Source organism: Jatrophihabitans fulvus (assembly GCF_054781375.1).
In genome coordinates, this window is record NZ_BAAGUN010000001.1 from 1,007,649 (window position 1) to 1,032,148 (window position 24,500).

The 24,500-nt window shown below is 72.3% G+C and carries 19 protein-coding genes; 14 read left to right on the forward strand and 5 right to left on the reverse strand.

Going from position 1 to position 24,500, the window contains the following annotated elements; all coding sequences use genetic code 11:
- The first annotated feature begins 23 nt into the window (after positions 1 to 23).
- Positions 24 to 2,735 carry a RelA/SpoT family protein gene (locus tag ACYVP9_RS04925; RefSeq protein WP_460603584.1) on the forward strand — a complete coding sequence of 904 codons (2,712 nt, stop codon included), beginning with the start codon at positions 24 to 26 and terminating at the stop codon, positions 2,733 to 2,735.
- Positions 2,736 to 2,833: 98 nt separating this feature from the next.
- Here ACYVP9_RS04925 and ACYVP9_RS04930 read toward each other — a convergent pair whose 3' ends face one another.
- Complete coding sequence (locus ACYVP9_RS04930; protein WP_460603585.1) at positions 2,834 to 3,625, reverse strand: peptidylprolyl isomerase; 792 nt, start codon at positions 3,623 to 3,625, stop codon at positions 2,834 to 2,836.
- A 10-nt stretch (positions 3,626 to 3,635) separates the two neighbouring features.
- Positions 3,636 to 4,355 carry an FKBP-type peptidyl-prolyl cis-trans isomerase gene (locus ACYVP9_RS04935; protein ID WP_460603586.1) on the reverse strand — a complete coding sequence of 240 codons (720 nt, stop codon included), beginning with the start codon at positions 4,353 to 4,355 and terminating at the stop codon, positions 3,636 to 3,638.
- A 139-nt stretch (positions 4,356 to 4,494) separates the two neighbouring features.
- Here ACYVP9_RS04935 and ACYVP9_RS04940 point away from each other — a divergent pair, with 139 nt between their 5' ends.
- The 5 genes from ACYVP9_RS04940 (at position 4,495) to ACYVP9_RS04960 (ending at position 10,947) form a co-directional block, all read left to right on the forward strand.
- On the forward strand, positions 4,495 to 5,163 hold the full coding sequence (locus ACYVP9_RS04940; RefSeq protein WP_460603588.1) for an MBL fold metallo-hydrolase: 669 nt from the start codon (positions 4,495 to 4,497) through the stop codon (positions 5,161 to 5,163).
- On the forward strand, positions 5,164 to 6,483 hold the full coding sequence (gene hisS / locus ACYVP9_RS04945; RefSeq protein ID WP_460603589.1) for a histidine--tRNA ligase: 1,320 nt from the start codon (positions 5,164 to 5,166) through the stop codon (positions 6,481 to 6,483).
- The gene (gene aspS, locus ACYVP9_RS04950; protein WP_460603590.1) at positions 6,480 to 8,300 is read left to right on the forward strand and encodes an aspartate--tRNA ligase family protein; all 1,821 of its coding nucleotides are present in this window, start codon (positions 6,480 to 6,482) and stop codon (positions 8,298 to 8,300) included. The genes hisS and aspS overlap by 4 nt, the downstream gene beginning before the upstream one ends.
- Complete coding sequence (locus ACYVP9_RS04955; RefSeq protein ID WP_460603592.1) at positions 8,293 to 8,727, forward strand: nitroreductase family deazaflavin-dependent oxidoreductase; 435 nt, start codon at positions 8,293 to 8,295, stop codon at positions 8,725 to 8,727. Before aspS ends, ACYVP9_RS04955 begins: the two co-directional genes overlap by 8 nt.
- A gap of 69 nt (positions 8,728 to 8,796) precedes the next feature.
- Complete coding sequence (locus ACYVP9_RS04960; protein ID WP_460603594.1) at positions 8,797 to 10,947, forward strand: acyltransferase family protein; 2,151 nt, start codon at positions 8,797 to 8,799, stop codon at positions 10,945 to 10,947.
- A 3-nt stretch (positions 10,948 to 10,950) separates the two neighbouring features.
- On the opposite strand, the gene ACYVP9_RS04965 is transcribed toward ACYVP9_RS04960, so the two are convergent.
- Positions 10,951 to 12,450, reverse strand: coding sequence for a potassium/proton antiporter (locus ACYVP9_RS04965; RefSeq protein WP_460603595.1), 1,500 nt, complete (start codon positions 12,448 to 12,450; stop codon positions 10,951 to 10,953).
- 61 nt (positions 12,451 to 12,511) lie between these two features.
- Complete coding sequence (locus ACYVP9_RS04970; protein WP_460603597.1) at positions 12,512 to 13,498, reverse strand: hypothetical protein; 987 nt, start codon at positions 13,496 to 13,498, stop codon at positions 12,512 to 12,514.
- A gap of 208 nt (positions 13,499 to 13,706) precedes the next feature.
- On the opposite strand from ACYVP9_RS04970, the gene ACYVP9_RS04975 reads away from it, so the two are divergent.
- From ACYVP9_RS04975 to ACYVP9_RS04990, 4 genes are all read left to right on the forward strand, one after another.
- Complete coding sequence (locus ACYVP9_RS04975) at positions 13,707 to 14,738, forward strand: IPT/TIG domain-containing protein (protein WP_460603598.1); 1,032 nt, start codon at positions 13,707 to 13,709, stop codon at positions 14,736 to 14,738.
- Between the two features lie 82 nt (positions 14,739 to 14,820).
- Entirely contained in the window at positions 14,821 to 16,155 is a 1,335-nt protein-coding gene (locus tag ACYVP9_RS04980; protein ID WP_460604293.1) for a replication-associated recombination protein A, read from the forward strand.
- Positions 16,156 to 16,210: 55 nt separating this feature from the next.
- A complete protein-coding gene (locus ACYVP9_RS04985; protein WP_460603599.1) occupies positions 16,211 to 16,621 on the forward strand; it encodes a DUF948 domain-containing protein in 411 nt (136 codons plus the stop codon).
- The gene (locus tag ACYVP9_RS04990; protein WP_460603600.1) at positions 16,618 to 16,905 is read left to right on the forward strand and encodes a hypothetical protein; all 288 of its coding nucleotides are present in this window, start codon (positions 16,618 to 16,620) and stop codon (positions 16,903 to 16,905) included. The genes ACYVP9_RS04985 and ACYVP9_RS04990 overlap by 4 nt, the downstream gene beginning before the upstream one ends.
- A gap of 34 nt (positions 16,906 to 16,939) precedes the next feature.
- Here ACYVP9_RS04990 and ACYVP9_RS04995 read toward each other — a convergent pair whose 3' ends face one another.
- Positions 16,940 to 19,030, reverse strand: a complete 2,091-nt coding sequence (locus ACYVP9_RS04995) for an HD-GYP domain-containing protein (RefSeq protein ID WP_460603601.1) — start codon at positions 19,028 to 19,030, stop codon at positions 16,940 to 16,942.
- Between the two features lie 134 nt (positions 19,031 to 19,164).
- On the opposite strand from ACYVP9_RS04995, the gene alaS reads away from it, so the two are divergent.
- The 4 genes from alaS to ACYVP9_RS05015 all read left to right on the forward strand — a co-directional run bounded on the left by alaS (position 19,165) and on the right by ACYVP9_RS05015 (position 24,488).
- Positions 19,165 to 21,876 carry an alanine--tRNA ligase gene (alaS, locus tag ACYVP9_RS05000; protein ID WP_460603603.1) on the forward strand — a complete coding sequence of 904 codons (2,712 nt, stop codon included), beginning with the start codon at positions 19,165 to 19,167 and terminating at the stop codon, positions 21,874 to 21,876.
- A gap of 2 nt (positions 21,877 to 21,878) precedes the next feature.
- Positions 21,879 to 22,337 carry a RuvX/YqgF family protein gene (gene ruvX, locus ACYVP9_RS05005; RefSeq protein WP_460603604.1) on the forward strand — a complete coding sequence of 153 codons (459 nt, stop codon included), beginning with the start codon at positions 21,879 to 21,881 and terminating at the stop codon, positions 22,335 to 22,337.
- 61 nt (positions 22,338 to 22,398) lie between these two features.
- A complete protein-coding gene (mltG, locus tag ACYVP9_RS05010; RefSeq protein WP_460603605.1) occupies positions 22,399 to 23,676 on the forward strand; it encodes an endolytic transglycosylase MltG in 1,278 nt (425 codons plus the stop codon).
- Positions 23,673 to 24,488 carry a shikimate dehydrogenase gene (locus ACYVP9_RS05015; protein ID WP_460603607.1) on the forward strand — a complete coding sequence of 272 codons (816 nt, stop codon included), beginning with the start codon at positions 23,673 to 23,675 and terminating at the stop codon, positions 24,486 to 24,488. Before mltG ends, ACYVP9_RS05015 begins: the two co-directional genes overlap by 4 nt.
- Positions 24,489 to 24,500: the final 12 nt, after the last annotated feature.

Sequence of the window (24,500 nt, forward strand, 5' to 3'; positions counted from 1 at the left end):
CGGTGTCCCCGGACGCCGCGCCCATGCCGCCTGCCGTCGCCCCCGATCTGAGCCGGACGTCCACCACGGACGCCCCCGGCGGCGGCGCCCGTCCCGACGCGGACGGCCGAGCGGACGGCGGAGCGGGCGGCGCAGCGGAGCACCGCACCGACACCGGCACGACAGCGGTCGAGGCCCGGCAGGGCGCGTCCGAGCCCGTCACCCGGCCCGCCGCGACGACGGCCGCCGAACCTGCTGCGAAGACCGCAGCGAAGCCCGCGGACGAATCCGCCAAGAAGCCCGCGGACAAACCCGCCGACAAACCCGCCGAGAAGCCCGCCGAGAAGCCCGCCGGCAAGCCCGCCGGCAAGCCCGCGGCCAAGGTTGCGGCCAAGACGGCGGCCAGGACCGCACCCGCCACGCCTGCCGAGGCACCGGCGCCGGCGAAGACGCCGCCGGCCGGTGCACCCGCGGCGGACCCGTCCGACGGCGCGAGCGGCCAGCAGCGGCGCCGGGTGCGCGACCGGCTCGCCCGGCGGTTGGTGACCACGAACCGTCCGCCCACCGTCAAGCCGGTGCTCGAACCGCTGATCCAGGCCCTGCGCACGGCGCACCCGAAGGCCGACACCAAGCTGCTGCAGCTCGCCTACGACGTGGCCGAGGAGTGTCACCGCGGGCAGCTGCGCAAGAGCGGTGACCCGTACATCACCCACCCGCTCGCGGTGGCGACGATCCTCGCCGAGCTCGGCATGGACACCACCACGCTGATCGCGGCGCTGCTGCACGACACCGTCGAGGACACCGGCAAGACGCTCGAGGGCGTGCGCGAGCAGTTCGGCGAGCAGGTCGCGCTGCTCGTCGACGGCGTCACGAAGCTCGACAAGGTCAAGTACGGCGACGCCGCCGAGGCCGAGACAATCCGCAAGATGATCACCGCGATGGCCCGCGACCCGCGGGTGCTCGTGATCAAGCTGGCCGACCGCCTGCACAACATGCGCACGCTGCGTTTCCTGCCGCCCGCCAAGCAGGAGCGCAAGGCCCGCGAGACGCTCGAGGTGCTCGCGCCGATGGCGCACCGCCTCGGCATGAACACCATCAAGTGGGAGCTCGAGGACCTCGCCTTCGCGACGCTGTACCCGAAGCGGTACGACGAGATCGTCCGCCTCGTCGCCGAGCGCGCACCCAGCCGCGACACGTACCTCAACGAGGTCATCGAGCGCATCCAGAGCGATCTCAAGGGCGCCAACATCAAGGCGGACGTGACCGGGCGGCCGAAGCACTACTACTCGATCTACCAGAAGATGATCGTGCGCGGTCGCGAGTTCACCGACATCTACGACCTCGTCGGCATCCGCGTCCTCGTGCAGGAGGACCGCGACTGCTACGCCACGCTCGGCGTGATCCACGGCAACTGGCAACCGGTGCCCGGCCGGTTCAAGGACTACATCGCCATGCCGAAGTTCAACATGTACCAGTCGCTGCACACGACCGTCATCGGCCCGGGTGGCAAGCCGGTCGAACTGCAGATCCGCACCCATGCCATGCACCGCACCGCCGAGTACGGCATCGCCGCGCACTGGCGCTACAAGGAGCACAAGGACCTCGCCGTCGCCGACCCGGCGGGCATGCGCGACGAGATGGGCTGGCTGCGCCAGCTGCTCGACTGGCAGCGCGAGGCGCAGGAGCCCGAGGAGTTCCTCGACACGCTGCGCTTCGAGCTCAAGGCGAAGGAGGTGTTCGTCTTCACGCCCAAGGGCGACGTCATGTCGTTGCCCAGCGGCTCGACCACCGTCGACTTCGCGTACGCCGTGCACACCGAGGTGGGTCACCGATGCATCGGCGCGCGGGTCAACGGCAAGCTCGTCGCCCTCGAGAGCAAGCTCGACAACGGCGACACCGTCGAGGTGTTCACGTCCAAGAGCGAGAACGCCGGGCCGTCGCGCGACTGGCTGGAGTTCGTCGGCTCCGCCCGCGCCAAGAACAAGATCAAGTCGTGGTTCGCGCGGGAGCGTCGCGAGGACGCGATCGACGCCGGCAAGGCCGCACTGTCGAAGGCGATGCGCAAGGAGTCGCTGCCGATGCAGCGGCTGCTCGGCGGCGACCAGCTGCTCACCCTCGCCACCGACATGCACTACGCCGACATCTCCGCGCTGTACGCGGCCATCGGCGAGAACCACGTGTCCGCCGAGTCGGTCGTGCACAAGCTGGTGCACATGCTCGGCGGGTCCGAGGGCTCGGTCGAGGACATCGCCGAGGCCTACCTGCCGCCGGTCGACCCGTCGTCCGGACGCCGCACCAACAGCGACGTCGGCGTCGTCGTCAAGGGCGTCAGCGACGTGTGGGTGAAGCTCGCGCTGTGCTGCACGCCGGTGCCCGGCGACGACATCTTCGGCTACGTCACCCGAGGCGGCGGCGTGTCGGTGCACCGGCGCAGCTGCACGAACGCCGACTCCCTGCTCGGGCAGGCGGAGCGCCTCGTCGACGTCGAATGGGCGCCGCGCGCGGGCTCGACCTTCGCGGTGTCGATCCAGGTCGAGGCGCTCGACCGGCGCGGCTTGCTCAACGACCTGACCCGGGTGCTCACCGAGCAGCGGGTGAGCATTCTGTCGGCCAACGTGTCGACCACCCGCGACAACATCGCGGTCAGCCGGTTCACGTTCGAGATGGCCGAGGCCAAGCACCTCGACTCACTGCTGCGGGCCATCCGCGGCGTCGAGGGGTGCTACGACGTGTACCGCATCCACGCGACAGCGTGAGGTGTGACGGTCACGCGACGGCGTGACCGCCCACCGCTTCCCGGCTCGATCGGCTGCGGACACGCCGGTGTGTCACGACCACTCCGGCCGGGAAGCGGTTACTTGGCCCGGGTGACGGACGTGATGTCGATGGGCAGCTTCGGCTTGCCGTCCGGGCCGCCCGTGGCGACGCCGGCGGCGGCGACCTTGTCGATGATGCCGAGTCCGGACGTGATGGTGCCGAAGACGGTGTAGTCGGGCTTCAGCGTCGAGTTCTTGTAGACGAGGAAGAACTGGCTGCCGTTGGTGTCGGGCCCGGCGTTGGCCATGGCCAGCACGCCCTTGGTGTACTTCTCGTCGCCGATGAGCTCGTCGCCGAACGAGTACCCGGGACCACCGCTGCCGGAGCCGGTCGGGTCACCGCACTGCAGCACGTAGAGCGTCGGTCCGGTGGTGACGCGGTGGCAGGGCGTCCGGTCGTAGTACTTCTGCTTCGCGAGCGACAGGAAGCTGGCGACGGCGCAGGGCGCCTTGGCGCGGTTCAGCTTCAGGCCGATGGTGCCGCGGCTGGTGCGCAGGGACACCGACACCGTGCCGGTGTCGGGTGGGTTCGTCGTGGTCGGCGGGGTGACCTTGCGCGCCGCGTCGCCGGACGAGGTCCACGTGCACAGGCCCGCGGCGGCCGCGGTCGTCGGCGACCCGGACGGGGGCGTCGAGGCCGCGGGGGTGTCGTCGTCCGAGCCGGACGTCGCGACGAGCAGGCCGGCGACGACGCCGACGACCACGACGACGCCGACGATCGAGGCGATCAGGGTGAACCTGCGGCGGCGCAGTTCCCGCTCGCGGCGGCGTTCGAGTTGCCGCTGCAGACGGCGACGTTCGGCCGCGCGGCGCTGCTTGTCGGTGACCACGGCGGGTGCCTCAGCCGACGTTCTTCAGGTCGATCACGAACACGAGCGGCGCGTTGGCCGGGATGGTGGGCGGTGAGCCCTGGGCGCCGTAGCCGAGGTCGGACGGCAGGATCACGATGCGCCGTCCGCCGACCTTCATCGGCGGGATCTTCGCGGCCGAGTTGCCGCCGATGCCCTGGGTGAAGCCGGCGACGACCTGCTGCAGGTTGAACTGCGCGGGCTGGCCGCCGCGGGCCCAGGACGAGTCGAACTGCGTGCCGTTCTTGTAGAGCACGCCGGTGTACTGCACCGACACCGTCGAGGTGAGCGCCGGGGTCTTGCCCTTGCCGACCACGAGGTCCTTGTAGAGCAGCTTCGTCGGCGCCTTCGCGCTGGTCGAGCAGACCTTCGGCTCCTTGGCGATGTTCGCCGCGTTGCCGACGCTGACGCCCTGGAACGTGACGACCCCGGGACCGGTGGTGGTCGGGCAGTGCTGCGCCTCGGGGGAGGAGGGGGCCGCGCTCGTCGGCTGCGTCGGGGTGGCGCTGGGGCTCTGGGCGGCCGGGGTGTCGTCGTCGCCGCCGAGGCTCGTGGCGAGCACGACCACCAGCACGACGATCAGGGCCAGGGTGCCGACCACGGACGCGACGAGGACGAATCGCTTGCGGGCGGCCTCCTTGCGGCGGCGATCCTCGAGCTGTCGCCGCAACCGGTCCCGTTCGGCTTCCCGGCGCTGCTTGTTCGTGGCCACCCGCACAACCTCTCGATGCCGCTGATCAAACCTCCGCAGTGTACGGAAGTGGGCTGTCCCCGGGCCGAGGACGCTGCTCGGTAGGCTGGCGGGCGCTCGATCCCGTCCCGTCCGCCGACCGTCGTAGGAGTGCCCGAAGGTGTTCATCGCGGGCTTCCCGTCCGACGTCACCGCGACCAACTGCTACGTCGTCGCAACCGGTGTGGGCGAGCAGTGCGTCGTCGTCGACCCGGGCATCGGGGTCACCGGCCGGCTCGACGAGGTGATCGCCGAGAACCGGCTGCACCCCGTCGCGGTGCTGCTGACCCACGGCCACTTCGACCACACGTTCTCGGTCGTGCCGGTGTGCCAGGCGCGTGACGTGCCCGCCTACATCCACCCGGGCGACCGTCCGCAGCTGTCGGACCCCTGGTCGTGGACAGGCATCCCGAAGGGCACGCCGCTCTACGGCATGCTCACCGCCGCGGAGCCCGACGACGTGAAGGAACTGTCCGACGGCGCGCCGATCGAGCTCGCTGGCCTGCGCTTCGGCGTGCGGCACGCACCCGGCCACAGCCTCGGCTCGGTCGTGTTCGACCTCGAGCACGCCGGTCCCGACGACGAGGCGGCGCTGCTGGCCGGCGACGTGCTGTTCGCCGGTTCGATCGGGCGGACGGACCTGCCGGGCGGCTCGATGAGCGACATGACCGCGTCGCTGAAGCGGGTGATCCTGCCGATGGACGACACCACCGTCGTGCTGCCCGGCCACGGCCCCCAGACCACCATCGCGCGCGAGCGCGCCACCAACCCCTTCCTCCAGGATCTCTAGATGGTCAGCGGTTTCCCCGAACTCCTGCCGTCGCAGCGTTTCGCCGAGCAGGCGGTGCTCGACCGGCTGCGCACGGTGTTCGAGCTGCACGGCTTCGCCTCGCTCGAGACACCCGCCGTCGAGTCGCTCGACACCCTGCTGCGCAAGGGCGAGATCGACAAGGAGGTGTACGTGCTGCGCCGGCTGCACGCCGGCGACGACGAGGGCGACGCCGGCCTCGGCCTGCACTACGACCTCACCGTGCCGTTCGCGCGTTACGTGCTCGAGCACGCCGGCCACCTCGAGTTCCCGTTCCGGCGCTACCAGATCCAGAAGGTGTGGCGCGGCGAGCGGCCGCAGCAGGGACGCTTCCGCGAGTTCACGCAGGCCGACATCGACGTCGTCGCCAAGGACACGCTGCCGTTCCACCACGACGTCGAGATCGCCCGGGTCATGGCCGAGGCGCTGAGCGCCCTCGACTTCCTGCCGCCGTTGCGGCTGCAGGTCAACAACCGCCGCCTCATCGAGGGCTTCTACCGCGGCCTCGGCGCCGGCGATCCGGCCGCGGTCATGCGCGAGATCGACCGGCTCGACAAGGTGCCCGCCGACGTGGTTCGCCGTTCACTGGTCGACGTCGCGGGGCTCGACGAGCAGCAGGCCGACCGCTGTCTCGCACTCGCCGACATCCGGGCGTCCGACGGGTCGTTCGCCGAGCGGGTGCGGGCGCTGGGCGTCACGCACGAGCTGCTCGAGCAGGGTCTCGACGAGCTCGTGGCCGTCGTCGAGGGGTGCGCGTCGATCACCGGCGTCACCGTCGAGGCCGACCTGCGCATCGCGCGCGGTCTCGACTACTACACCGGCACCGTGTTCGAGACCCGCATGACCGGCTGGGAATCGCTGGGCTCCATCTGCTCGGGCGGACGGTACGACCAGCTCGCGTCCGACGGGAAGAGCACCTACCCCGGCGTGGGCATCTCGCTCGGCGTCAGCCGGCTGCTGCTGCCGCTGTTCCAGGGCAAGGTGCTGGACGCGTCGCGCTCGGTACCGTCCGCGGTGCTCGTGGCCCTGGTGAACGAGGAGTCGCGCGGCGAGTCGGACGCGATCGCCCAGGCGCTGCGCGCCCGCGGCATCCCGTGCGAGGTCGCCGCCGCGCCGCAGAAGTTCGGCAAGCAGATCCGCTACGCCGAGCGCCGGGGGATCCCGTACGTCTGGTTCCCCGGCGACGCCCACGGCGTGAGGGACATCCGTTCCGGCGACCAGGTCGAGGCCGATCCCGCCACCTGGTCACCCCCTGAAACCGACCTGCGACCGCAGGTACTCGCAACGAAGGTTGAGTCATGATCCGCACCCACGACGCCGGCACCCTCCGCGCGTCCGACGCAGGCAGCACCGTCACCCTCGCCGGCTGGGTCGCCACCCGCCGCGACCACGGCGGGGTGGCGTTCATCGATCTGCGCGACGCGTCCGGCGTGGTGCAGGTGGTCGTCCGCGAGAACGACCTCGCGCACGGCCTGCGCAACGAGTGGGTGCTCAAGGTGACCGGCGAGGTGCGCGCCCGCGAGCCGCAGAACGTCAACCCGAACCTGCCCACCGGTGAGGTCGAGGTCGCCGCCACCTCCATCGAGGTGCTCAACGAGGCGGGTGCACTGCCGTTCCAGCTCGACGCCCACACCGAGGTCGGCGAGGAGGCGCGGTTGAAGTACCGCTACCTCGACCTGCGCCGCGAGGGCCCGGCCGCCGCCATCCGGCTGCGCAGCAAGGTCAACAAGGCGGCCCGCGACGTGCTCGTCGACCAGGGTTTCGTCGAGATCGAGACGCCGACGCTCACTCGGTCGACGCCCGAGGGCGCCCGCGACTTCCTCGTGCCGGCGCGGCTGCGTCCCGGCAGCTGGTACGCGTTGCCGCAGTCGCCGCAGCTGTTCAAGCAGCTGCTGATGGTCGCGGGAATGGAGCGCTACTTCCAGATCGCCCGCTGCTACCGCGACGAGGACTTCCGCGCCGACCGGCAGCCGGAGTTCACCCAGCTCGACATCGAGATGAGCTTCGTCGACCAGGACGACGTCATCGCGCTCGCCGAGTCGGTGCTGCGCGCCCTGTGGGGCCTGATCGGCCACGAGATCGGCGACATCCCGCGCATGCCGTACGCCGAGGCGATGCGCCGCTACGGCAGCGACAAGCCCGACCTGCGCTTCGACCTCGAACTCGTCGAGTGCACCGAGTTCTTCGCCGACACCCCGTTCCGGGTCTTCCAGGCGCCGTACGTCGGCGCCGTCGTCATGGCCGGTGGCGCGTCGCAGCCGCGCCGCACCCTCGACGCCTGGCAGGAGTTCGCCAAGCAGCGCGGGCACAGGGGCCTGGCCTACGTGCTCGTCGGCGAGGACGGCGAACTCGGCGGTCCCGTCGCCAAGAACCTGTCCGACGCCGAGCGCGCCGGGCTCGTCGACCACGTCGGCGCGAAGCCGGGCGACTGCGTCTTCTTCGCCGCCGGACCCGCGAGCAGCGCCCGCGCGCTGCTCGGCGCGACCCGGCTCGAGATCGGCAAGCGGCTCGGTCTCATCGACGAGTCGGCGTGGTCGTTCCTGTGGGTCGTCGACGCCCCGCTGTTCGAGCCGTCGTCCGCGGCCGTCGCCGCCGGCGACGTCGCCGTCGGCGCGGGGGAGTGGACCGCCGTCCACCACGCCTTCACCTCGCCCAAGCCCGACTCGATGGACACGTTCGACACCGACCCCGGGTCGGCGCTGGCGTACGCCTACGACGTGGTCTGCAACGGCAACGAGATCGGCGGCGGGTCCATCCGTATCCACCGCCGTGACGTGCAGGAGCGGGTCTTCAAGGTCATGGGCCTGTCGCAGGAGGAGGCGCAGGAGAAGTTCGGCTTCCTGCTGGACGCCTTCAGTTTCGGCGCCCCGCCGCACGGCGGCATCGCCTTCGGCTGGGACCGCATCTGCGCCCTGCTGTCGGGCGCGGACTCGATCCGCGACGTCATCGCGTTCCCGAAGAGCGGCGGCGGCTACGACCCGCTGACGGCAGCCCCCGCGCCCATCACCGCGCAGCAGCGCAAGGAGGCCGGTGTCGACGCCGAGCCCGAGCCGAAGCCCGAGCCGAAGCCCGAGTCGAAGCCCGAGTCGAAGCCCGAGGAGGCTGACAAGAGTGAGTGACTGGAACCAGCAGGTCATCGACGAGTTCCACACCAAGAACGGCATGGTGGGCGGGCCTTTCGACGGCGCGAACATGGTGCTGCTCCACCACGTCGGACGGAGCTCGGGCAAGGGCTACGTCGCGCCCCTGATGTGGTTCGAGGGCGAGCCCGGCGAGATCCTGATCGTCGCCTCCGCGGCCGGAGCCCCGACGCATCCGCAGTGGTACGAGAACGTGCTGGGCGCCGGCCGGGCCAGTGTCGAGGTCGGCCGCGGCGACGGCGTCGGCGGCATCGACACCTACGACGTCACCGTCCGCGAGCTCGAGGGTGACGAGCGCGACCGCGCCTACGCCGAGATCGTCCGCCAGGCCCCGGGCTTCGGCGACTACGCGACGAAGACCGACGGCATCCGCACCATCCCGGTGCTCGCGCTGACCCGCGCCTGAGAGACGGCCGACCGCGGTCGGGCGCCGGCTGGCGGAGTTGTCGACGGCTTTGATAGACAAGCCGCGCACATGTCCATTCCGTCCCGCCCGCGGCCGGCCGGCCGCCATCGCGCCGCGCCGGGGGACGAGCGACCCCGGCCGGCGGTCGGCACGGTCACCCGCGAGGGTGGCGTCCGGACGGACGTGCAGGCGCTGCGGGCGCTGGCGGTCGGGCTGGTCGTCGTCTACCACCTCTCGCCGGGACGGCTGAGCGGCGGTTTCGTCGGCGTCGACGTCTTCTTCGTCATCTCCGGCTTCCTGATCACCGCGCACCTGTTGCGGAAACCGCCGCGCGGGCCGCGCGACCTGCTGACCTTCTGGTCGCGCCGTATCCGCCGGCTGCTGCCGGCGTCGCTGCTGGTGCTGCTGGCGACGTTGGTCGCGACCCGGGTGGTCGCGCCGGACGGTCTGTGGCGTGACACCGCGACGCAGGTGCGGTCGGCGGCGCTGTACGTCATCAACTGGACGCTCGCGGGCCAGCAGGTCGACTACCTGCATCCGGCCTCGCCGCCGACGCCGGTGCAGCACTTCTGGTCGTTGTCGGTGGAGGAGCAGTTCTATCTCGGCTGGCCGATCCTGCTCGCGGTCCTGTGCGCGCTCGCGGTGCGGTTCCGCGCTCTCGTGCTCGCCGGCATCGTCCTGGTCGTCGCGGGCTCGTTCGCGTGGTCGATCCGGCTGACCGACAGCGACCCGACGACCGCCTACTTCGCCACGACCACCCGCATCTGGGAGCTCGGCATCGGCGGCGCGCTCGCGGCGTGGGTGGCGCGCGGGTCGCGCCCCCGGTTGCCCGAACGGGCCGGACGCGTCGTGCGCGTGGTCGCCTGCTGGGCCGGACTGGCCGTCGTCGCCGGTGTGGCGCTGACCTACACCGACGCCACGCCGTTCCCGAGCTGGCGGGCGGCGCTGCCCGTGGGCGGCGCGGCGCTGGTGATCGCGGCGGCTGCGCCGAGGGGACGGTTCTCGCCGGCGGCGCCGATGGCGCTGCGTCCGGTGCAGTACCTCGGCGACATCTCCTACTCGGTGTATCTGTGGCACTGGCCGTTGATCATCCTGGCGCCGAGCGTCTCGGACGGCCGGCGCGGGCGGCTGGACAACATCGCGATCCTGCTCGCCACGCTGGTGCTGGCCGCGCTGACGAAACGCTTCGTCGAGGACCGGTTCCGTACGCCGGCGTGGGGTCGGACGTTGCCCCGGCCCTATGCGCTCGCCGCGGTCGCCATGGCGGTCGTGGTCGCCGGCGCCCAGCTGCAACTGCACGAGGTCACGGCGCGCGAACGCCAGGACGCCGTCGCCACGCAGAAGGCGCTCAAGGGCAAGGACCCTTGCTACGGCGCCGCCGCCGTGTTGAGCGGCCCCGGCAAGTGCACGGTCGTGACCACGTCGGGCCGTCTCGTCCCCACCGCAGCCGACGCGCGCCGTGAGCAGTCGGACATCTGGCACGAGCAGGCGGACGGATTGAACTGCTTCTCGCACCCGCCGGACTTCCCGCTGCGCCGCTGCGAGTTCGGCCCCGCAACGGGGACGACGAAGGTCGCGCTGGTCGGCAACAGTCACGGCGCCCAGTGGTTGCCCGCCATCCGCGAGGTGGGGAGGTCGCGTGACTGGAGCATCGTCACGTACACCTCGATCCGCTGCTCGTTGGCCGACGTGACGCAGAACTTCGCCGACGCGCCGTCCCGACGCAACTGCGACCGCTGGGTCGACGACGTCGTCTCCAGCGTCGTCGCCGACAAGGTCGACCTCGTCGTCATGAGCAACCGCGAGCTGTACCGGGCCTACGGCACGACGCGGGCGGGCAGCCACAAGGCCTATCTCGCCGGCTACCGCGCCGTGCTGCAGAAGCTGTCCGCCGGCGGCGTCCCCGTGGTCGTCATCCGGGACACGCCCACGTTGAAGGACCCGGGCACGACCTGCATGATCGAGCACCCGGACGACTACACGGTGTGCGGGACCGCGCTGCGCTTCCCCCCGGACGACATGCCCGCCGCCGTCCGCAGCCTCGGCCGGTCGGACGTGCACCTCGCCGACATGACCCGCTTCATCTGCCCGGCCCGCCGGTGCTCGGCCGCCATCGGCGGCGTGCCCGTCTTCTACGACGACAGCCACCTGGCGGGCGCGTACTCGCGCACCCTCGCGCCGATGCTGCAGCCCGATCTGCTGGCGGCGCTGAAGACCTGAGGTCTACTGCTCCTCGGCGCCGTCGTCGCCGAACCAGCGGGCGAGCGCGCCGCGACGGCTGACCGCCCGCAGCCGGCGCTCGGTGGCCTCGCGATGCGTGCGGCTGGTGACGATGAGCATCTGGTCACCCGTGCGGAACCGCGTGAGGTGGTCGGGCACGAAACTGCGGTCGTCGCGGATGACCAGCGTGATGACGCTGCGCGGGGGCAGTCGCAGCTCGAGCACCGACACCGAGTCGAGCCGGGACCCCTTCTGGATCGCGACGGTGAGCAGCTCGGCGTCGAGCACGTCGAGCGGCGCGGCCTCGACCTCGAGGTCGCGGACGGCGTCGCGCGGGGCGATGCCGAGCAGCTTCGCGAACGGCGCGAGGCTGGGCCCCTGGATCAGGGTGAACACGACGACCAGCACGAACACGATGTTGAGCAGCTGATCGGAGTCGGTGACGTTCTCGACGATCGGGAAGGTGGCGAGCACGATCGGCACCGCGCCGCGCAGGCCCGCGAACGACAGATAAACCTGTTCGCGTACCGGCACCCGGAACGGCACCAGCGACGCGAACACCGACAGCGGACGGGCGAGCAGCAGCAGCACGACGCCCGCCACGAGCGCCGGCCCGATCGCCCGGCCGAGCTCGCTCGGGTCGACGAGCAGGCCGAGCAGCACGAACAGCCCGATCTGGGCGAGCCAGCCGAAGCCCTCGGCGAACGACCGGGTGGCCGCACGGTGCGGCAGGCCGGTGTTCGCCAGCACCAGCGCCGACAGGTACGCGGCGAGGAAGCCGCTGGCGTGCGCCGACCCGGCCGCGGCGAACGCCACCATGCCCAGCCCGAAGATCGCGAGCGGGTAGAGACCCGACGCGGGCAGCGCCAGCCGCTTGAGCCCCCACGACCCGGCGAAGCCGAGGGCCAACCCGATGCCCGCACCGGCGCCGAGCTCGTAGACCAGCTCGCCGGCGAAGTGCAGCCCGTCCGGGTGCAACGGGGTGGTGCTGAACAGCGTCACGAGGATGACGGACGGGGCGTCGTTGAATCCGGACTCCGCCTCGAGCAGACCGGCCACCCGTTTCGGCAGCGGCACCACCCGCAGGATCGCGAACACCGCGGCGGCGTCCGTCGAGGACACGATCGCGCCGAGCAGCAGCGAGAGCTGCCAGTCGAAGCCGAGCAGCGCGTGGGCGCCGACGGCCGTGACCACGGTGCTGACGCCGACGCCGAGTGTCGCGAGGATGCCCGCCGGTGCCAGGACCGCCTTGACCTCGTGCCAGCGGGTGGTCAGACCGCCTTCGACGAGGATGACGGCGAGGGCGGCGGTGCCGAGGTCCTGCGCGACCTGCGCATTGTCGAACTGGACGCCGATGACGTCCTCGCCGAGAACGACACCGAGGCCGAGGAACAGCAGCAGGCTGGGCAGTCCGACGACGGACGCGAGGCGCGTCGCCGCGATACTGACCAGTACGACCACCCCGCCCACGAGCAGCACGACGTACAGCTGCTCGAGCGTCACAGGCGTCCTACCGGGTCGGGGTCGGGCGAGTCCTCCAGCCTACTGGGGCGGGAGGGGTCGATCAGCGCAGTCGCGTGATCCGGTAGTCGGCCGTGGCGGGGGACGGGGTGCCGAAGCGCGCGTTGACCGCGTACAGCGCACCGAGCGCGAACGTCGCCGTCGACGGGACGTCGAGCGACGGGTCCGTCAGCAGCCGCTGCCACGACGCCGTCCAGCCGCCGCGCCCGTGCCTCAGCCGCAGCTGGGCGACGGACGTGTCGGAGGTGCCGCGCACGACCCACAGGGTCGCGCCCCGTCGCTCGAGGCCGTCACCGGCGGTGATGGCCGGGCCGCCCGTCACCCGGATGGCGCGGGCCTTGCCGGTGCCGAGGTCGACCGCCCACAGACCGCCGGCGGTGCTGTGGTCGAGCACGACGGTGCGCTTGTCGAGCAGCCGGATGCCATTGGCGCTGAGACCGCGCTCGCCGTTCTCGACCACCGCGCCGGGCCAGGCGCCGCCGAGGGCGGTGAACCGGGGCGCCCCGGACGCGGTGCCGCTGCGGCCGAGCGGGATCGTGGTCAGCCGCTCGGCCCGCGAATCGGTGACGACCACCTGCGCACGGGTGGCGACCAGGTCGTTGAGGAACACCGCGCCCGGCACGACCGTGTCGGACGCGACGCGCCCGCTGAGGGAGTCGACGGCCCAGACGTGGCCGGTGGTGCCGACGTTGCCGGCCGCCCACACCAGCTTCGAGCGCGGCTCGTAGTACAGCCCGCGGATCTGCCGGCCCGCGGCGCCCGGCAGCAGTACCGTCGCCGCCCCACCGCGGCGCAGGTCGCCGGTGACGATCCGTCCGTCGTTCAGCGAGCCGACGAAGTACCGCGACCCGGCCGAGGTGATGCCCTCGGGCTGCAGGCCGGTGGGCAGGGCGATCGTCGTGGCCCGCCCGGGCGCCGGGCGGGGGCCCCGCTCGCCGGCGACCGCGGGGACGGCGGCCGCCACCACGACGGCGGACGCGGCCGAGGCCGTGGCGGCCAGGAACAGGGAGCGGCGTCGGGTCGAGTTCACGGTGTCGGCCTATCCGCGTCCGGCCGTCCGGTAGCTGTGAATCCGTCCAGCGCCGGACGAATCGGACGTCGTCGCCGGCGGGGGGAAGAAGTTCCGGCGTTGCGCCTCAACTTCCTGCTGCCGCTGCCGATGGACCGGGTGTCGCACGGACGCGACGGTCGGCCGGGACCCTCCCGGCCCGCCCAGTACTCACGGAGGAGTCCCCCCGATGACCCGTATCCACCCCAGCCGCCGCCTGGTCGCGGCCGGCGGAGCCGTGCTGGTCGGTGCCGGCGCGCTGACCGCCGGCGTCCTCACCGTGGCGGGCCCGGCGAACGCCGCCGCGACGATGACCATCACCTCGCTGAGCGTCCACCGCCTGCCCGCCCTCACGGCCAAGCAGAGCATCGTCGTCACCGGCACCAACTTCGACGAGGACTCGATCAACGACGTCACCGTCGCCGGCTGCACCGCCGGCATCTACGCCGTGACCAGCCCGACGACCCTCATCTTCAAGACCGACAACACCTGCGCCGTCGGCAACAACGTCGTCGTGACGATCGACCCGGTCACGGGCTCGAACGTCGTCACCACGCCGTCCACCAACACCAAGCAGGCCCTCGCCTTCGTCGCCGCCCCGACGCTCGCGGACAACGACGGCACCACGTTCCCGGTCGTGACGGCGGGCTCCGCCGGCCAGACCGCCCCGAAGACCTCGGCGTCGTCCGGCGGCGGAACCGCGATCAAGGTGACCGCGGGCTCGACCCCGTTCGTCAACTCGACCACGTACCCGCTGTCGGCCACCCTGGACGGCGTCAAGCTCACCGGCGTGACCATGGCGTCCGGTGGCGGGTCCTTCACCGCGACCCTGCCGGCCATCCCGGCCGATGCCGCGCCGGTCCTCAGGGTCACCAGCAACGGCGTCAGCAAGTCCTTCGCCTACGCCGCGGCCAGCTCGAGCACCACCGTCGCCGACAGCCACGCCTTCCAGATCGCCGGCATCTCGATCAAGGTCGGCTCGGCCTCGGGCCCGATGGACGGCGGCAACAAGCTCGCCGTCACCGGCACCGGCTTCACCACCTCGACCACGGTCACCGTCGACGGCAACTCCTGCCCGGTCGTCGCCGGCTCGGTCAAGGCCACCACGGTCACCTGCACCGTCCCCGCGGCCACCGCCGAGGGCCCGGTCACCGTCCAGACCACGACCGGCTCGGTCACCAGCACCGTCTCGGCCGGCAGCACGTACACCTACGTGCGCTGATCCTGCTCGACCCACCGCGGCGCCGGACCCCCACGGGTCCGGCGCCGCTGTCGTGCCGCCCGCCTAACCTGGTGCGGTGACGCTGTTCGAGAGCGGTGGGGACGCGCCGCCGCCCGCCGACCCCGTCGCCGTACCCGACTCCGGCCCGCTGGCCGCCCGCATGCGCCCGCGCACCCTCGACGAGGTCGTCGGCCAGGAACATCTGCTCGCACCGGGGTCGCCGCTGCGACGGCTGGTCGAGGGCGACGCGCCGATGTCGCTGATCCTCTTCGGCCCGCCCGGCACCGGCAAGACCACGCTCGCGCTCATCGTGTCGTCCGCGGCCAACCGCCGCTTCGAGCAGCTGTCAGCGCTCAACGCCGGCGTCAAGGACGTCCGCGAGGTCATCGCCCGGGCCAAGGCCGAACTCACGCACCACAACCGGCAGACGGTCCTGTTCATCGACGAGATCCACCGGTTCAGCAAGACCCAGCAGGACTCGCTGCTCGCCGCCGTCGAGGCCAGGCACGTCACGCTCGTCGCCGCCACCACCGAGAACCCGTTCTTCTCGATCGTGTCGCCGCTGCTGTCGCGCAGCCTGCTGCTCACCCTGCAGCCGTTGGACGAGGCGGCCGTCGGCTCGCTCGTCGACCGGGCGCTGCACAGCCCGCGGGGCCTCGACGGCACCGTCACGCTCGACGACGACGCCCGCGCCCACCTGCTGCGACTGTCCGGGGGCGACGCGCGGCGCGCGCTCACCGCGCTCGAGGCGGCGGCCGGCACCGTCCGCGCCGAGGGGCGCAGCGCGATCGACCTGGCCACCCTCGAGCAGGCCGTCGACAGCGCGGCGGTGCGCTACGACCGCGACGGCGACCAGCATTACGACGTCATCAGCGCCTTCATCAAGTCGATCCGCGGCTCCGACGCCGACGCGGCCGTGCACTACCTCGCCCGGATGATCGAGGCGGGGGAGGACCCGCGCTTCATCGCCCGACGGCTCGTCGTCCACGCCTCCGAGGACGTCGGCATGGCCGACCCGACCGCCCTGCTCGCCGCCACCGCCGCGGCGCAGGCGGTGCAGCTGATCGGGCTGCCCGAGGCCCGCATCAACCTGGCCCAGGCCACGATCCACCTTGCGCTGGCGCCGAAGTCGAACGCGGTCGTCGCCGCCATCGACGCCGCGCAGGCCGACGTCCGCAACGGGTTGGCCGGTGCCGTCCCCCCGGCCCTGCGCGACGGCCACTACACCGGCGCCAAGAAGCTCGGCCACGCGGCGCACTACCGCTACCCGCACGACACCCCCGAGGGCGTGGTGCGGCAGCAGTACCCGCCGGACGAACTCGTGGGTCGCGACTACTACCGTCCGGCCGGACGGGGCGCCGAGAAGCACCTGGTCGAGTGGGTGCAGCGACTACGGGCGGCGATACGCGGCAGGTGACCCGATAAGGTCCGTCGGTAGCCCGTTTCGCACGTCGACCCTGGAGGACGAGCCCATGTCCGGTGGCGCCATCGCCGCACTCATCGCGGCCGGGGCGTTCGTCGTGCTCGTGCTGGTGCTGGCCGTTCCGCTGCTCAAGCTCGGCAAGACGCTCGACGAGGCGACGCTGGCCGTCCGCAAGACCCACGACGGCCTGGGCCCGATCATCGGCGAGGCGCAGCAGACGGTCACCCAGCTGAACGCGCAGCTCGAACACATCGAGGGCATCGCCAAGAACGTCAACTCGATGACCACCAACGTGGCCGCGATGACGTCGGTCGTGTCGGCCACACTCGGCAGCCCGATGATCAAGGCGGCCGCGTTCACCTACGGCGTCCGCAAGACGGTGTCCGACCGCCGCGACGCCGAGGCCGTCCGCGCCGCCAAGCGCAAGCACCGCGCCAGCCGCCGGGGCCGGTCGGTATGAGGCGCCTGTTCTGGCTGGCCATGGGCGTGACGATCGGCGTGCTGGTCGTGCGCAAGCTGTCCGCCGCCGCCGAGAAGATGACGCCCAAGGGCATGGCCCGCGGCCTGTCCGAGTCGCTGAGCGAGCTCGCCGTGGCCATCGGTGAGTTCGGCGCCGACGTGCGCGCCGCCATGAGCGAGCGCGAGGAGCAGCTGCGCCGCGACACCGGCCTCGACGGCGAGCTCGGCCGTATGCCCACGCTCCCGCGCCCCGGCCCCCCACAGACGCCGACCGACTCGGCCTGACGCCGGTCCGGCCCGAGCGGCTGACGGCGCGACGTCAGCCTCGGCCGCCGCCTCCCGATCCGCCTCCGGAGCCTTTGCCGGGGCCCTTGCCGGAGCCGTTGCCTGGCCCCTTGTCGGACCCGTTGTCGGAGCCGTTGTCCGAGCCTTTGCCGGACCCGTCGTCGGACCCCTTGCCGGGGCCCTTGCCGGACCCCTTGCCGGGGCCCTTGCCGGACCCCTTGCCGGACCCGTTGTCGGACCCGTTGCCGGAGCCGTCGTCCGAGCCTCTGCCGGACCCGTCGTCGGACCCCTTGCCGGGGCCCTTGTCGGACCCGTTGTCCGAGCCGTTCCCGGACCCCTTGTCGGACCCCTTGTCGGACCCCTTGTCGGACCCCTTGTCGGACCCCTTGTCGGACCCCTTGTCGGACCCCTTGTCGGACCCCTTGTCGGACCCGCTGCCGGTCCCGTTGCCGTGGCAGTTGTCGGACCCGTTGCCGGACCCCCTGTCGGAACCGTTCCCGGACCCCTTGCCGGCACCGTTGCCGGACCCCTTGCCGGACCCCTTGTCTGCGCTTCCTCCCGAGGCAGAACCGGAACCGCCGCTGCGCCGGGAGCCGCCTCCCGGGTTCGCGGCGGCCTCGCGGCCCTCACCGGACGGTCCGCTGCCGGAGTCCTCGCCGCGGGAGGTGTCGTCGTCTCTGCCGGTGGCACCGTCCGTGCCGGGGTCGGTGCTTCCGCTCGGAGTGACGCCAGAGGCCGCTGCGGTCGACCCAGTCATCTCCGGGGAGGGATGAGCAGCGTCGGGGCGAGCGGAGGCCGGCGAGCCCGGGCCCACGCCGCCGGAGCCCGATCTGCCCGGGACGGCGGTGGGGGACGGCGAGAGGGCTGCGGGCCCCCCGGCCCCGCCGCGGCGGCCGGGGACGCCCCCGGTCGAGGTGCCGTGGCCGCCCGGATGGGTGATGACGGCGGTATCGCGGGCGTACGCCACGGTGTCTGCGTGCGCGACGGCGCTCATCGGGGCGGCCACGACGGCCGCGGCGACGGCAGTGGCCTGTACCGGGGCCACCGCGCCGGCCAGTCCGGCGTTGGCGGCGTCGACGGTGCGGGCGGACGCCGCGGGGATCCAGCGCAGGAAGGGGACGTTGACGACGAAGGTCAGCGGGCCCATCGCCCACAGCAACCGCGGCAGCCCGATGGACAGGAACGCGCGCACCATCGCCGGGTCGAAGTGGTGTCCGGCGCACCGGGTCAGCTCGGCCCGAGCCGCCGCCGTCGGCATGGGCGACTTGTACGAACGGGCCGCAGTCATGGTCTCGAAGGCGTCGACGACGGCCACGGCCCGACCTGCCAGGCTGATCTTCGATCCGCTGAGCCCGCGCGGGTACCCCGCGCCGTCCCAACGTTCGTGGTGTTGCTCGATGCCGTCGAACCACGGACCGAGCCACGAGGCCAGCGGCCGGGCGATGCGCGCACCGTGGTCCGGGTGGTGCTTGATCTCGCTCAGCTCGTCGCCGTCCAGCCCGCCCGGCTTGGTGAGGATCGCCGACGCCACCTCGAGCTTGCCGATGTCGTGCAGCACCCCGGCCCATCGCAGGCGGCCACGGTCGTGCTCGTCGAGGCCGAGTTGTTCGCCCAGCAGGTCGCAGTAGAGACGGACGCGTTCGCTGTGCCCGCGGGTCCTGCGGTCGTGACGCCCGAGCGCGGTGACGAGCGCCAGCAACGCCGCGGCGATCTCCCGGGCAGGGGCCTCGGGATCCTGCAGCCGCCGGGTGAGTTCGTTCTTCGTCGAGGCCTGCCGGGCCACCTTCAGCCGGCTCGGAGCCTCGTCCGGAAAGATCATCGTCATCTTGAGCACGACACAGAGCGGGACGGCCCTCTGCGTCACCTTCGCGACGGCGGCGGCGACGACCAGCGCGACGGCGAACGAGACGCCGGTGACCGTCCACAGCGACGTGTCGACCGGGAACAGGCCGACGACCCACCGGCCGGTCAGGGTGCCGACGGCGAGCGGGACCATCGTCGCGACCGCCCGGATCAGGAACGCCAGGACCGGGCGCGATTCCCACCTGGTGCGCGGCTCCGCGCCCCGGGCGTCGTCGCCCACGGCGCCGACGTCCGTTCCGGACGACGTGCGACGTTTGCCCACGGTTGACCCTCTCGACGCATGCAGTTGACCCCCACAGCATCGACAGGACGCCGCCGAACGTGAGGGGACACGGCGCGCACTGCCCCGACTGCGTTGCCCGATAGCAGGGTGGAGCGGTCTGGCAGCATGGCACGGTGAGATCCGCCGAGATCAAGTCCCGCTTCCTGGGGCACTTCGAGCGCAACGGCCACACGGTCGTGCCGAGCGTCCCGCTGCCCTTCGACGACCCCAACCTGCTGTTCGTCAACGCAGGCATGGTGCAGTTCGTCCCCTACTTCATCGGGCAGCAGACGCCGCCGTGGCCGCGAGCCACGAGCGTGCAGAAGGTCATCCGCACCCCGGACATCGACGAGGTCGGCAAGACCACCCGGCACGGCACGTTCTTCCAGATGAACGGCAACTTCAGCTTCGGCGACTACTTCAAGTCCGAGGCCGTCCGGCTCGCGTGGGACCTGTCGACCAAGCCCGTCGACGAGGGCGGTTTCGGCCTCGACGGTGAGCGCATCTGGGCCACCGTCTACCTCGACGACGACGAGGCCGTCGACATCTGGCACCGCGAGATCGGCCTGCCGATGGAGCGCATCGTCCGCAAGGGCATGGACGACAACTTCTGGTCCATGGGCATCCCCGGACCCTGCGGCCCGTGCAGCGAGCTGTACTACGACCGCGGCCCCGACTACGGCGTCGAGGGCGGCCCCGCGGTCGACGAGGACCGCTACATGGAGTTCTGGAACCTCGTGTTCATGCAGAACGAGCGGGGCGCCAACACCGGGCCGGGCAAGTCCGACTACCCGATCCTGGGCGAGCTGCCGAAGAAGAACATCGACACCGGCATGGGCATGGAGCGCATGGCCACCCTGCTGCAGGGCGTCGACAACATGTACGAGATCGACGAGACGCGCCCGGTGCTCGATCGGGCCGCGCAGCTCGCCGGCAAGGTCTACGGCGCGCATTCCGGGCACGCGGCCAGCCAGTCGCACCCCGACGACGTGCGGCTGCGCATCGTCGCCGACCACGTGCGCACCGCGCTGATGCTCATCGGCGACGGCGTGATCCCGTCCAACGACGGCCGCGGTTACGTGCTGCGGCGCATCATGCGGCGCGCCATCCGCGCGATGCGACTGCTCGGCGTGCAGGACCCCGTCCTGCCCGAGCTGCTGCCGGTGTCCCGCGACGCGATGGCGCCGTCGTACCCCGAGCTCGCGTCCGACTTCGAGCGCATCTCCACCTACGCCTACGCCGAGGAGGAGGCGTTCCGGACGACCCTGCGCTCCGGCACGACGATCCTCGACAACGCCGTCTCGGCGACCAAGTCCGGCGGCGGGACGACGCTGTCGGGCGCGACCGCGTTCCAGCTGCACGACACGTACGGCTTCCCCATCGACCTCACGCTCGAGATGGCCGCCGAACAGGGCGTCGCCGTCGACGAGCAGGGCTTCCGCACCCTCATGGCCGAGCAGCGCGCGCGGGCCAAGGAGGACGCCCGCGCCAAGAAGACCGGCCACGCCGACCTGTCGATCTACCGCACAGCGCTCGACTCCACCGCGCCGACGCTGTTCACCGGCTACCAGGAGATCGCGCGCGAGGCGGTCGTCACCTCGATCCTCGGACCGGACGGGCTGCTGCCCGCCGCCGGGCAGGGGCAGGACGTCGAGATCGTCCTGGACGCGACGCCGTTCTACGCCGAGGGCGGTGGCCAGCAGGCCGACTGGGGACGGTTGTCCGTCAACGCGAACGGCCGCGAGGCCGAGCTGACCGTCGTCGACGTCCAGCAGCCGGTGCCCGGACTGATCGTCCACCGGGTGTCGGTGCTGTCGGGAGAGGTCCGCCCCGGCGACCCGGTGCTGGCGTCCGTCGACCCGGCCCGGCGCGCGTCCGTGTCGCGCAGCCACTCCGCGACCCACCTGCTGCACGCGGGGCTGCGCAAGGCGCTCGGCGACAGCGCCGCCCAGGCGGGTTCCCTCAACGCCCCCGGACGGCTGCGCTTCGACTTCACGACACCGTCCGCGGTGCCGGCCAGCGTGCTCGCCGACGTCGAGCAGGAGATCAACGAGGTGCTGCTGCGCGACCTCGAGGTCCGGTGGTTCGTGACCGACCAGGCCGAGGCCAAGCGCATCGGCGCCATCGCCATGTTCGGCGAGAAGTACGGCGACGAGGTGCGCGTCGTCGAGATCGGCGACTACTCGCGCGAGCTGTGCGGCGGCACCCACGTGCCCCGCAGCTCGGTGATCGGCATGGTCAAGGTGCTCGGCGAGGCCTCCATCGGCTCCGGCGTCCGCCGCGTCGATGCGCTCGTCGGTCTCGACGCCTTCCGCTACCTCGCCAAGGAGCACGTGCTCGTCTCCCAGCTGGCCGGCCAGTTCAAGGCGCAGCCCGACGAACTGCCCGAGCGCATCACCGGCGTGCTCGACCGGCTCAAGGACGCCGAGCGCGAGCTGGGCAAGCTGCGCGCCGCCGCCGTGCTGTCGAGCGCGGGCGATCTCGCCGCGTCCGCCGAGCAGGTGGGCGCGACCCAGGTCGTGCTCGCGGAGGCGCCCGCGGGCGTCACCGGCGCCGACCTGCGCTCGCTCGCCCTGGACGTCCGCAACCGGCTGCGCCACGGCGACCCCGCCGTCGTGCTCGTCGCCTCGCCCGACGACAAGGGCGGCGCCGCGTTCGTGGCCACCGTCAACGAGGCCGGGCAGTCCGCCGGGCTCAAGGCCGGCGACGTCGTGCGGGCGTTCGCGCCCGTCCTCGGCGCCCGTGGCGGCGGCAAGGCCGACGTCGCGCAGGGCGCCGGCGGCGACGCGGCGCAGCTGAAGGACGCCTTCGGCGCCGCCCGGACGTACGTGACGAACCCGTCCTGACCGTGACCGGGGGAACGGGCGACACGCCCGGGGTGTGGTTCGCGGTCGACGTCGGCACCGTCCGGGTCGGCGTCGCCCGCAGCGACCCGATGGGTGTGCTCGCCGTCCCGGTCACGACGCTGCGGCGCGACCCGCGCGGCGACCGCGACATCGCCGAGCTGGCGGGCCTGGTCGCCGAGTACGAGGCGGTGGGGGTGGTCGTCGGGCTGCCCCGCACCCTGGCCAACCGCGAGGGACGGTCCGCCGAGATGGCCCGTACCTACGGCGAGCTGCTCGGCCCCCGGATCGACCCGGTTCCCGTGCAGTACCTGGACGAGCGGCTGACCACCGTGTCGGCGGCGCGTAAGCTCGCCGACGGCGGCGTGCGGGGCAGGGCCGGGCGCGCCGTGATCGACCAGGCGGCAGCGGTCGAACTGCTGCAGCACTGGCTCGAGCTGGGTGGGCGCCGACCGGCGCCCTAGCGGGGCCCGGTATCGGGACGACGAGAGCGCCGCGGCGCGCACACCGAGGGGAGCAGTACGCGTGGCACGACGCAACCGGGAGTCGGTCTACGACCCCGACGCGTCCCTCGACACGCACGACCTCCTGTTCGGGGACGACGGCGACCACGGGGGCGACCACGGGGTCGACCACGGGCGGCCCGCCCCGGTGCGGCGCTCACGCAGCGACCGGCGCCGGGACCACCAGGCCCGCCGCGGCCGGCGTGCCGTCATGGTGATGGCCGCGGTCGTGGCCGTCATCGTCGCCGCGGCCGTCTACTTCATCGCGCTGCCGGTGTACCACTACCTCAACCCCGCCGACTACGACGGCTCCGGCACCGGCAGCGTCGTCGTCACCGTCAAGGCGAACGACGGCGCGTCCGAGATCGGTCGGACCCTCGAGGACGCCGGCGTCGTGGCGAGCGAGCAGGCCTTCACCGACGCCGCCGGCGACGACGACCGCTCGCAGAACATCCAGCCCGGGTCCTACCGGCTGCGCCACCACATGTCCGCGTCCGCGGCGCTCGGGTTGTTGCTCGACCCGGCGTCCCGCGTCGCGTCCGACACGGTCGTGCGCGAGGGCGCGACGCTGCAGTCGATCACGGCCCTGCTCACCGCGCCGCGGTGCACGAACTCCCTGCCCACCGCGAAGGGCTGCGGCCTGGGCGCGTCGCAGGCCGAGGTGCTCAAGGTCCTCAAGGACGTCAAGAACCTCGGCATCCCCACCGACTACCTGCTGCCCGGCGGGAAGACCCCGATGACCGCCGAGGGGTTCCTCTACCCGGCGACCTACACCTTCGACGAGGAGACCGGCGTCCGTGACGCCCTGCAGCAGATGGTCGGCAAGTTCACCGACATCGTGCGTGCCGACGGCTTCTCGGCCAAGGCGAAGAAGCTCGGGCTCACGCCCTACCGCGCGCTGATCATCGCCTCGATGGCGCAAGCCGAGGCCAAGTACCCCGACGACATGGGCAAGGTCGTGCGGGTCATCCTGAACCGGCTCGCGGCCAAGGACCTGCTCAAGATCGACGCCACGAGCGTGTACGCCGCCGAACTGGCCGGAAAGAAGCCGTCCGACGTCGACTTCGTGACCATCGACAGCCCGTACAACACGTACCGCAACAAGGACCTGCCGCCGACGCCGATCGGCAACCCCGGGTCCGAGGCGCTCGACGCCGCGGTCGACCCGCCGGCGGGCAACTGGACGTACTACGTCAACGGCGATGCGGAGGGCCACCTGTACTTCACGAACAGCCCCGAGAAGTTCGTGAAGGCCCAGCTGAAGTGCTACGAGAACAACTGGGGTTGCGCGAAGCCGTGAGCCGCCGTGCCGCCGTGCTCGGACGGCCGATCGCCCACTCGCTGTCGCCCCTGCTGCACCGGCGCGCGTACCGCGAGCTCGGCCTCGACTGGACCTACGAGGCCCTCGAGTGCGGTGAGGACGAGCTGCCCGGCCTGCTCGACGCGCGTCGCGACTGGGCGGGGTTCTCGTGCACGATGCCGCTCAAGCACGCTGCGCTCGCGCTCGCGTCCGAGGTACGTTCCTCGGCCGCCGCGGCCGACGCGGCCAACACGCTGTTGCCGGACGGACGCGGCGGCTGGATCGCGGACAACACCGACGTCGACGGGGTGCTGGGCGCGCTCGCCGCGGTGGACGTCCGACCTGCGTCGGTGACCGTGCTGGGCGCGGGCGGCACCGCGCAGGCCGTGGTCGTCGCGCTCGGCCGGCTCGGTCTGGGTGAGGCTGCGGTGCTCGTGCGCGACACCGGTCGCGCCGCGGCGCTGCGGGTCACCGCCGAGCGCGCCGGGGTCACGCTCGACGTGCGGACGTTCGGTGCCGACGGGCCGCTCGCGTCCGATCTGGTCGTCTCGACGCTGCCGCCGGGTGCCGCCGACGCCGTCGCCGGACACGCGTGGCGCCCGGGACAGGCCGTGCTCGATGCCGTCTACGCGGGCTGGCCGACGCGCCTGGCCGCCGCCGCGGACGCGGCCGGAGCGACGGTCATCGGGGGAGCGTCGCTGCTGCTGCACCAGGCGGTGCGGCAGGTGGAGCTCATGACCGGCCGGCCGGGTCCGCTCGCGGCGATGCGCGACGAGCTCGCGGACGCGGTGCCGGGAGCGCTTCTGGCGTGACTGCGGCGCCGA

What these genes read in the sequence shown, in the direction of transcription:
- ACYVP9_RS04925 (WP_460603584.1), top strand. Translation starts at nt 24, where the DNA reads ATGCCGCCTGCCGTCGCCCCCGATCTGAGCCGGACGTCCACCACGGAC.
- hisS (WP_460603589.1), top strand. Translation starts at nt 5,164, where the DNA reads ATGGTCAGCGGTTTCCCCGAACTCCTGCCGTCGCAGCGTTTCGCCGAG.
- aspS (WP_460603590.1), top strand. Translation starts at nt 6,480, where the DNA reads ATGATCCGCACCCACGACGCCGGCACCCTCCGCGCGTCCGACGCAGGC.
- ACYVP9_RS04960 (WP_460603594.1), top strand. Translation starts at nt 8,797, where the DNA reads ATGTCCATTCCGTCCCGCCCGCGGCCGGCCGGCCGCCATCGCGCCGCG.
- ACYVP9_RS04975 (WP_460603598.1), top strand. Translation starts at nt 13,707, where the DNA reads ATGACCCGTATCCACCCCAGCCGCCGCCTGGTCGCGGCCGGCGGAGCC.
- ACYVP9_RS04985 (WP_460603599.1), top strand. Translation starts at nt 16,211, where the DNA reads ATGTCCGGTGGCGCCATCGCCGCACTCATCGCGGCCGGGGCGTTCGTC.
- ACYVP9_RS04990 (WP_460603600.1), top strand. Translation starts at nt 16,618, where the DNA reads ATGAGGCGCCTGTTCTGGCTGGCCATGGGCGTGACGATCGGCGTGCTG.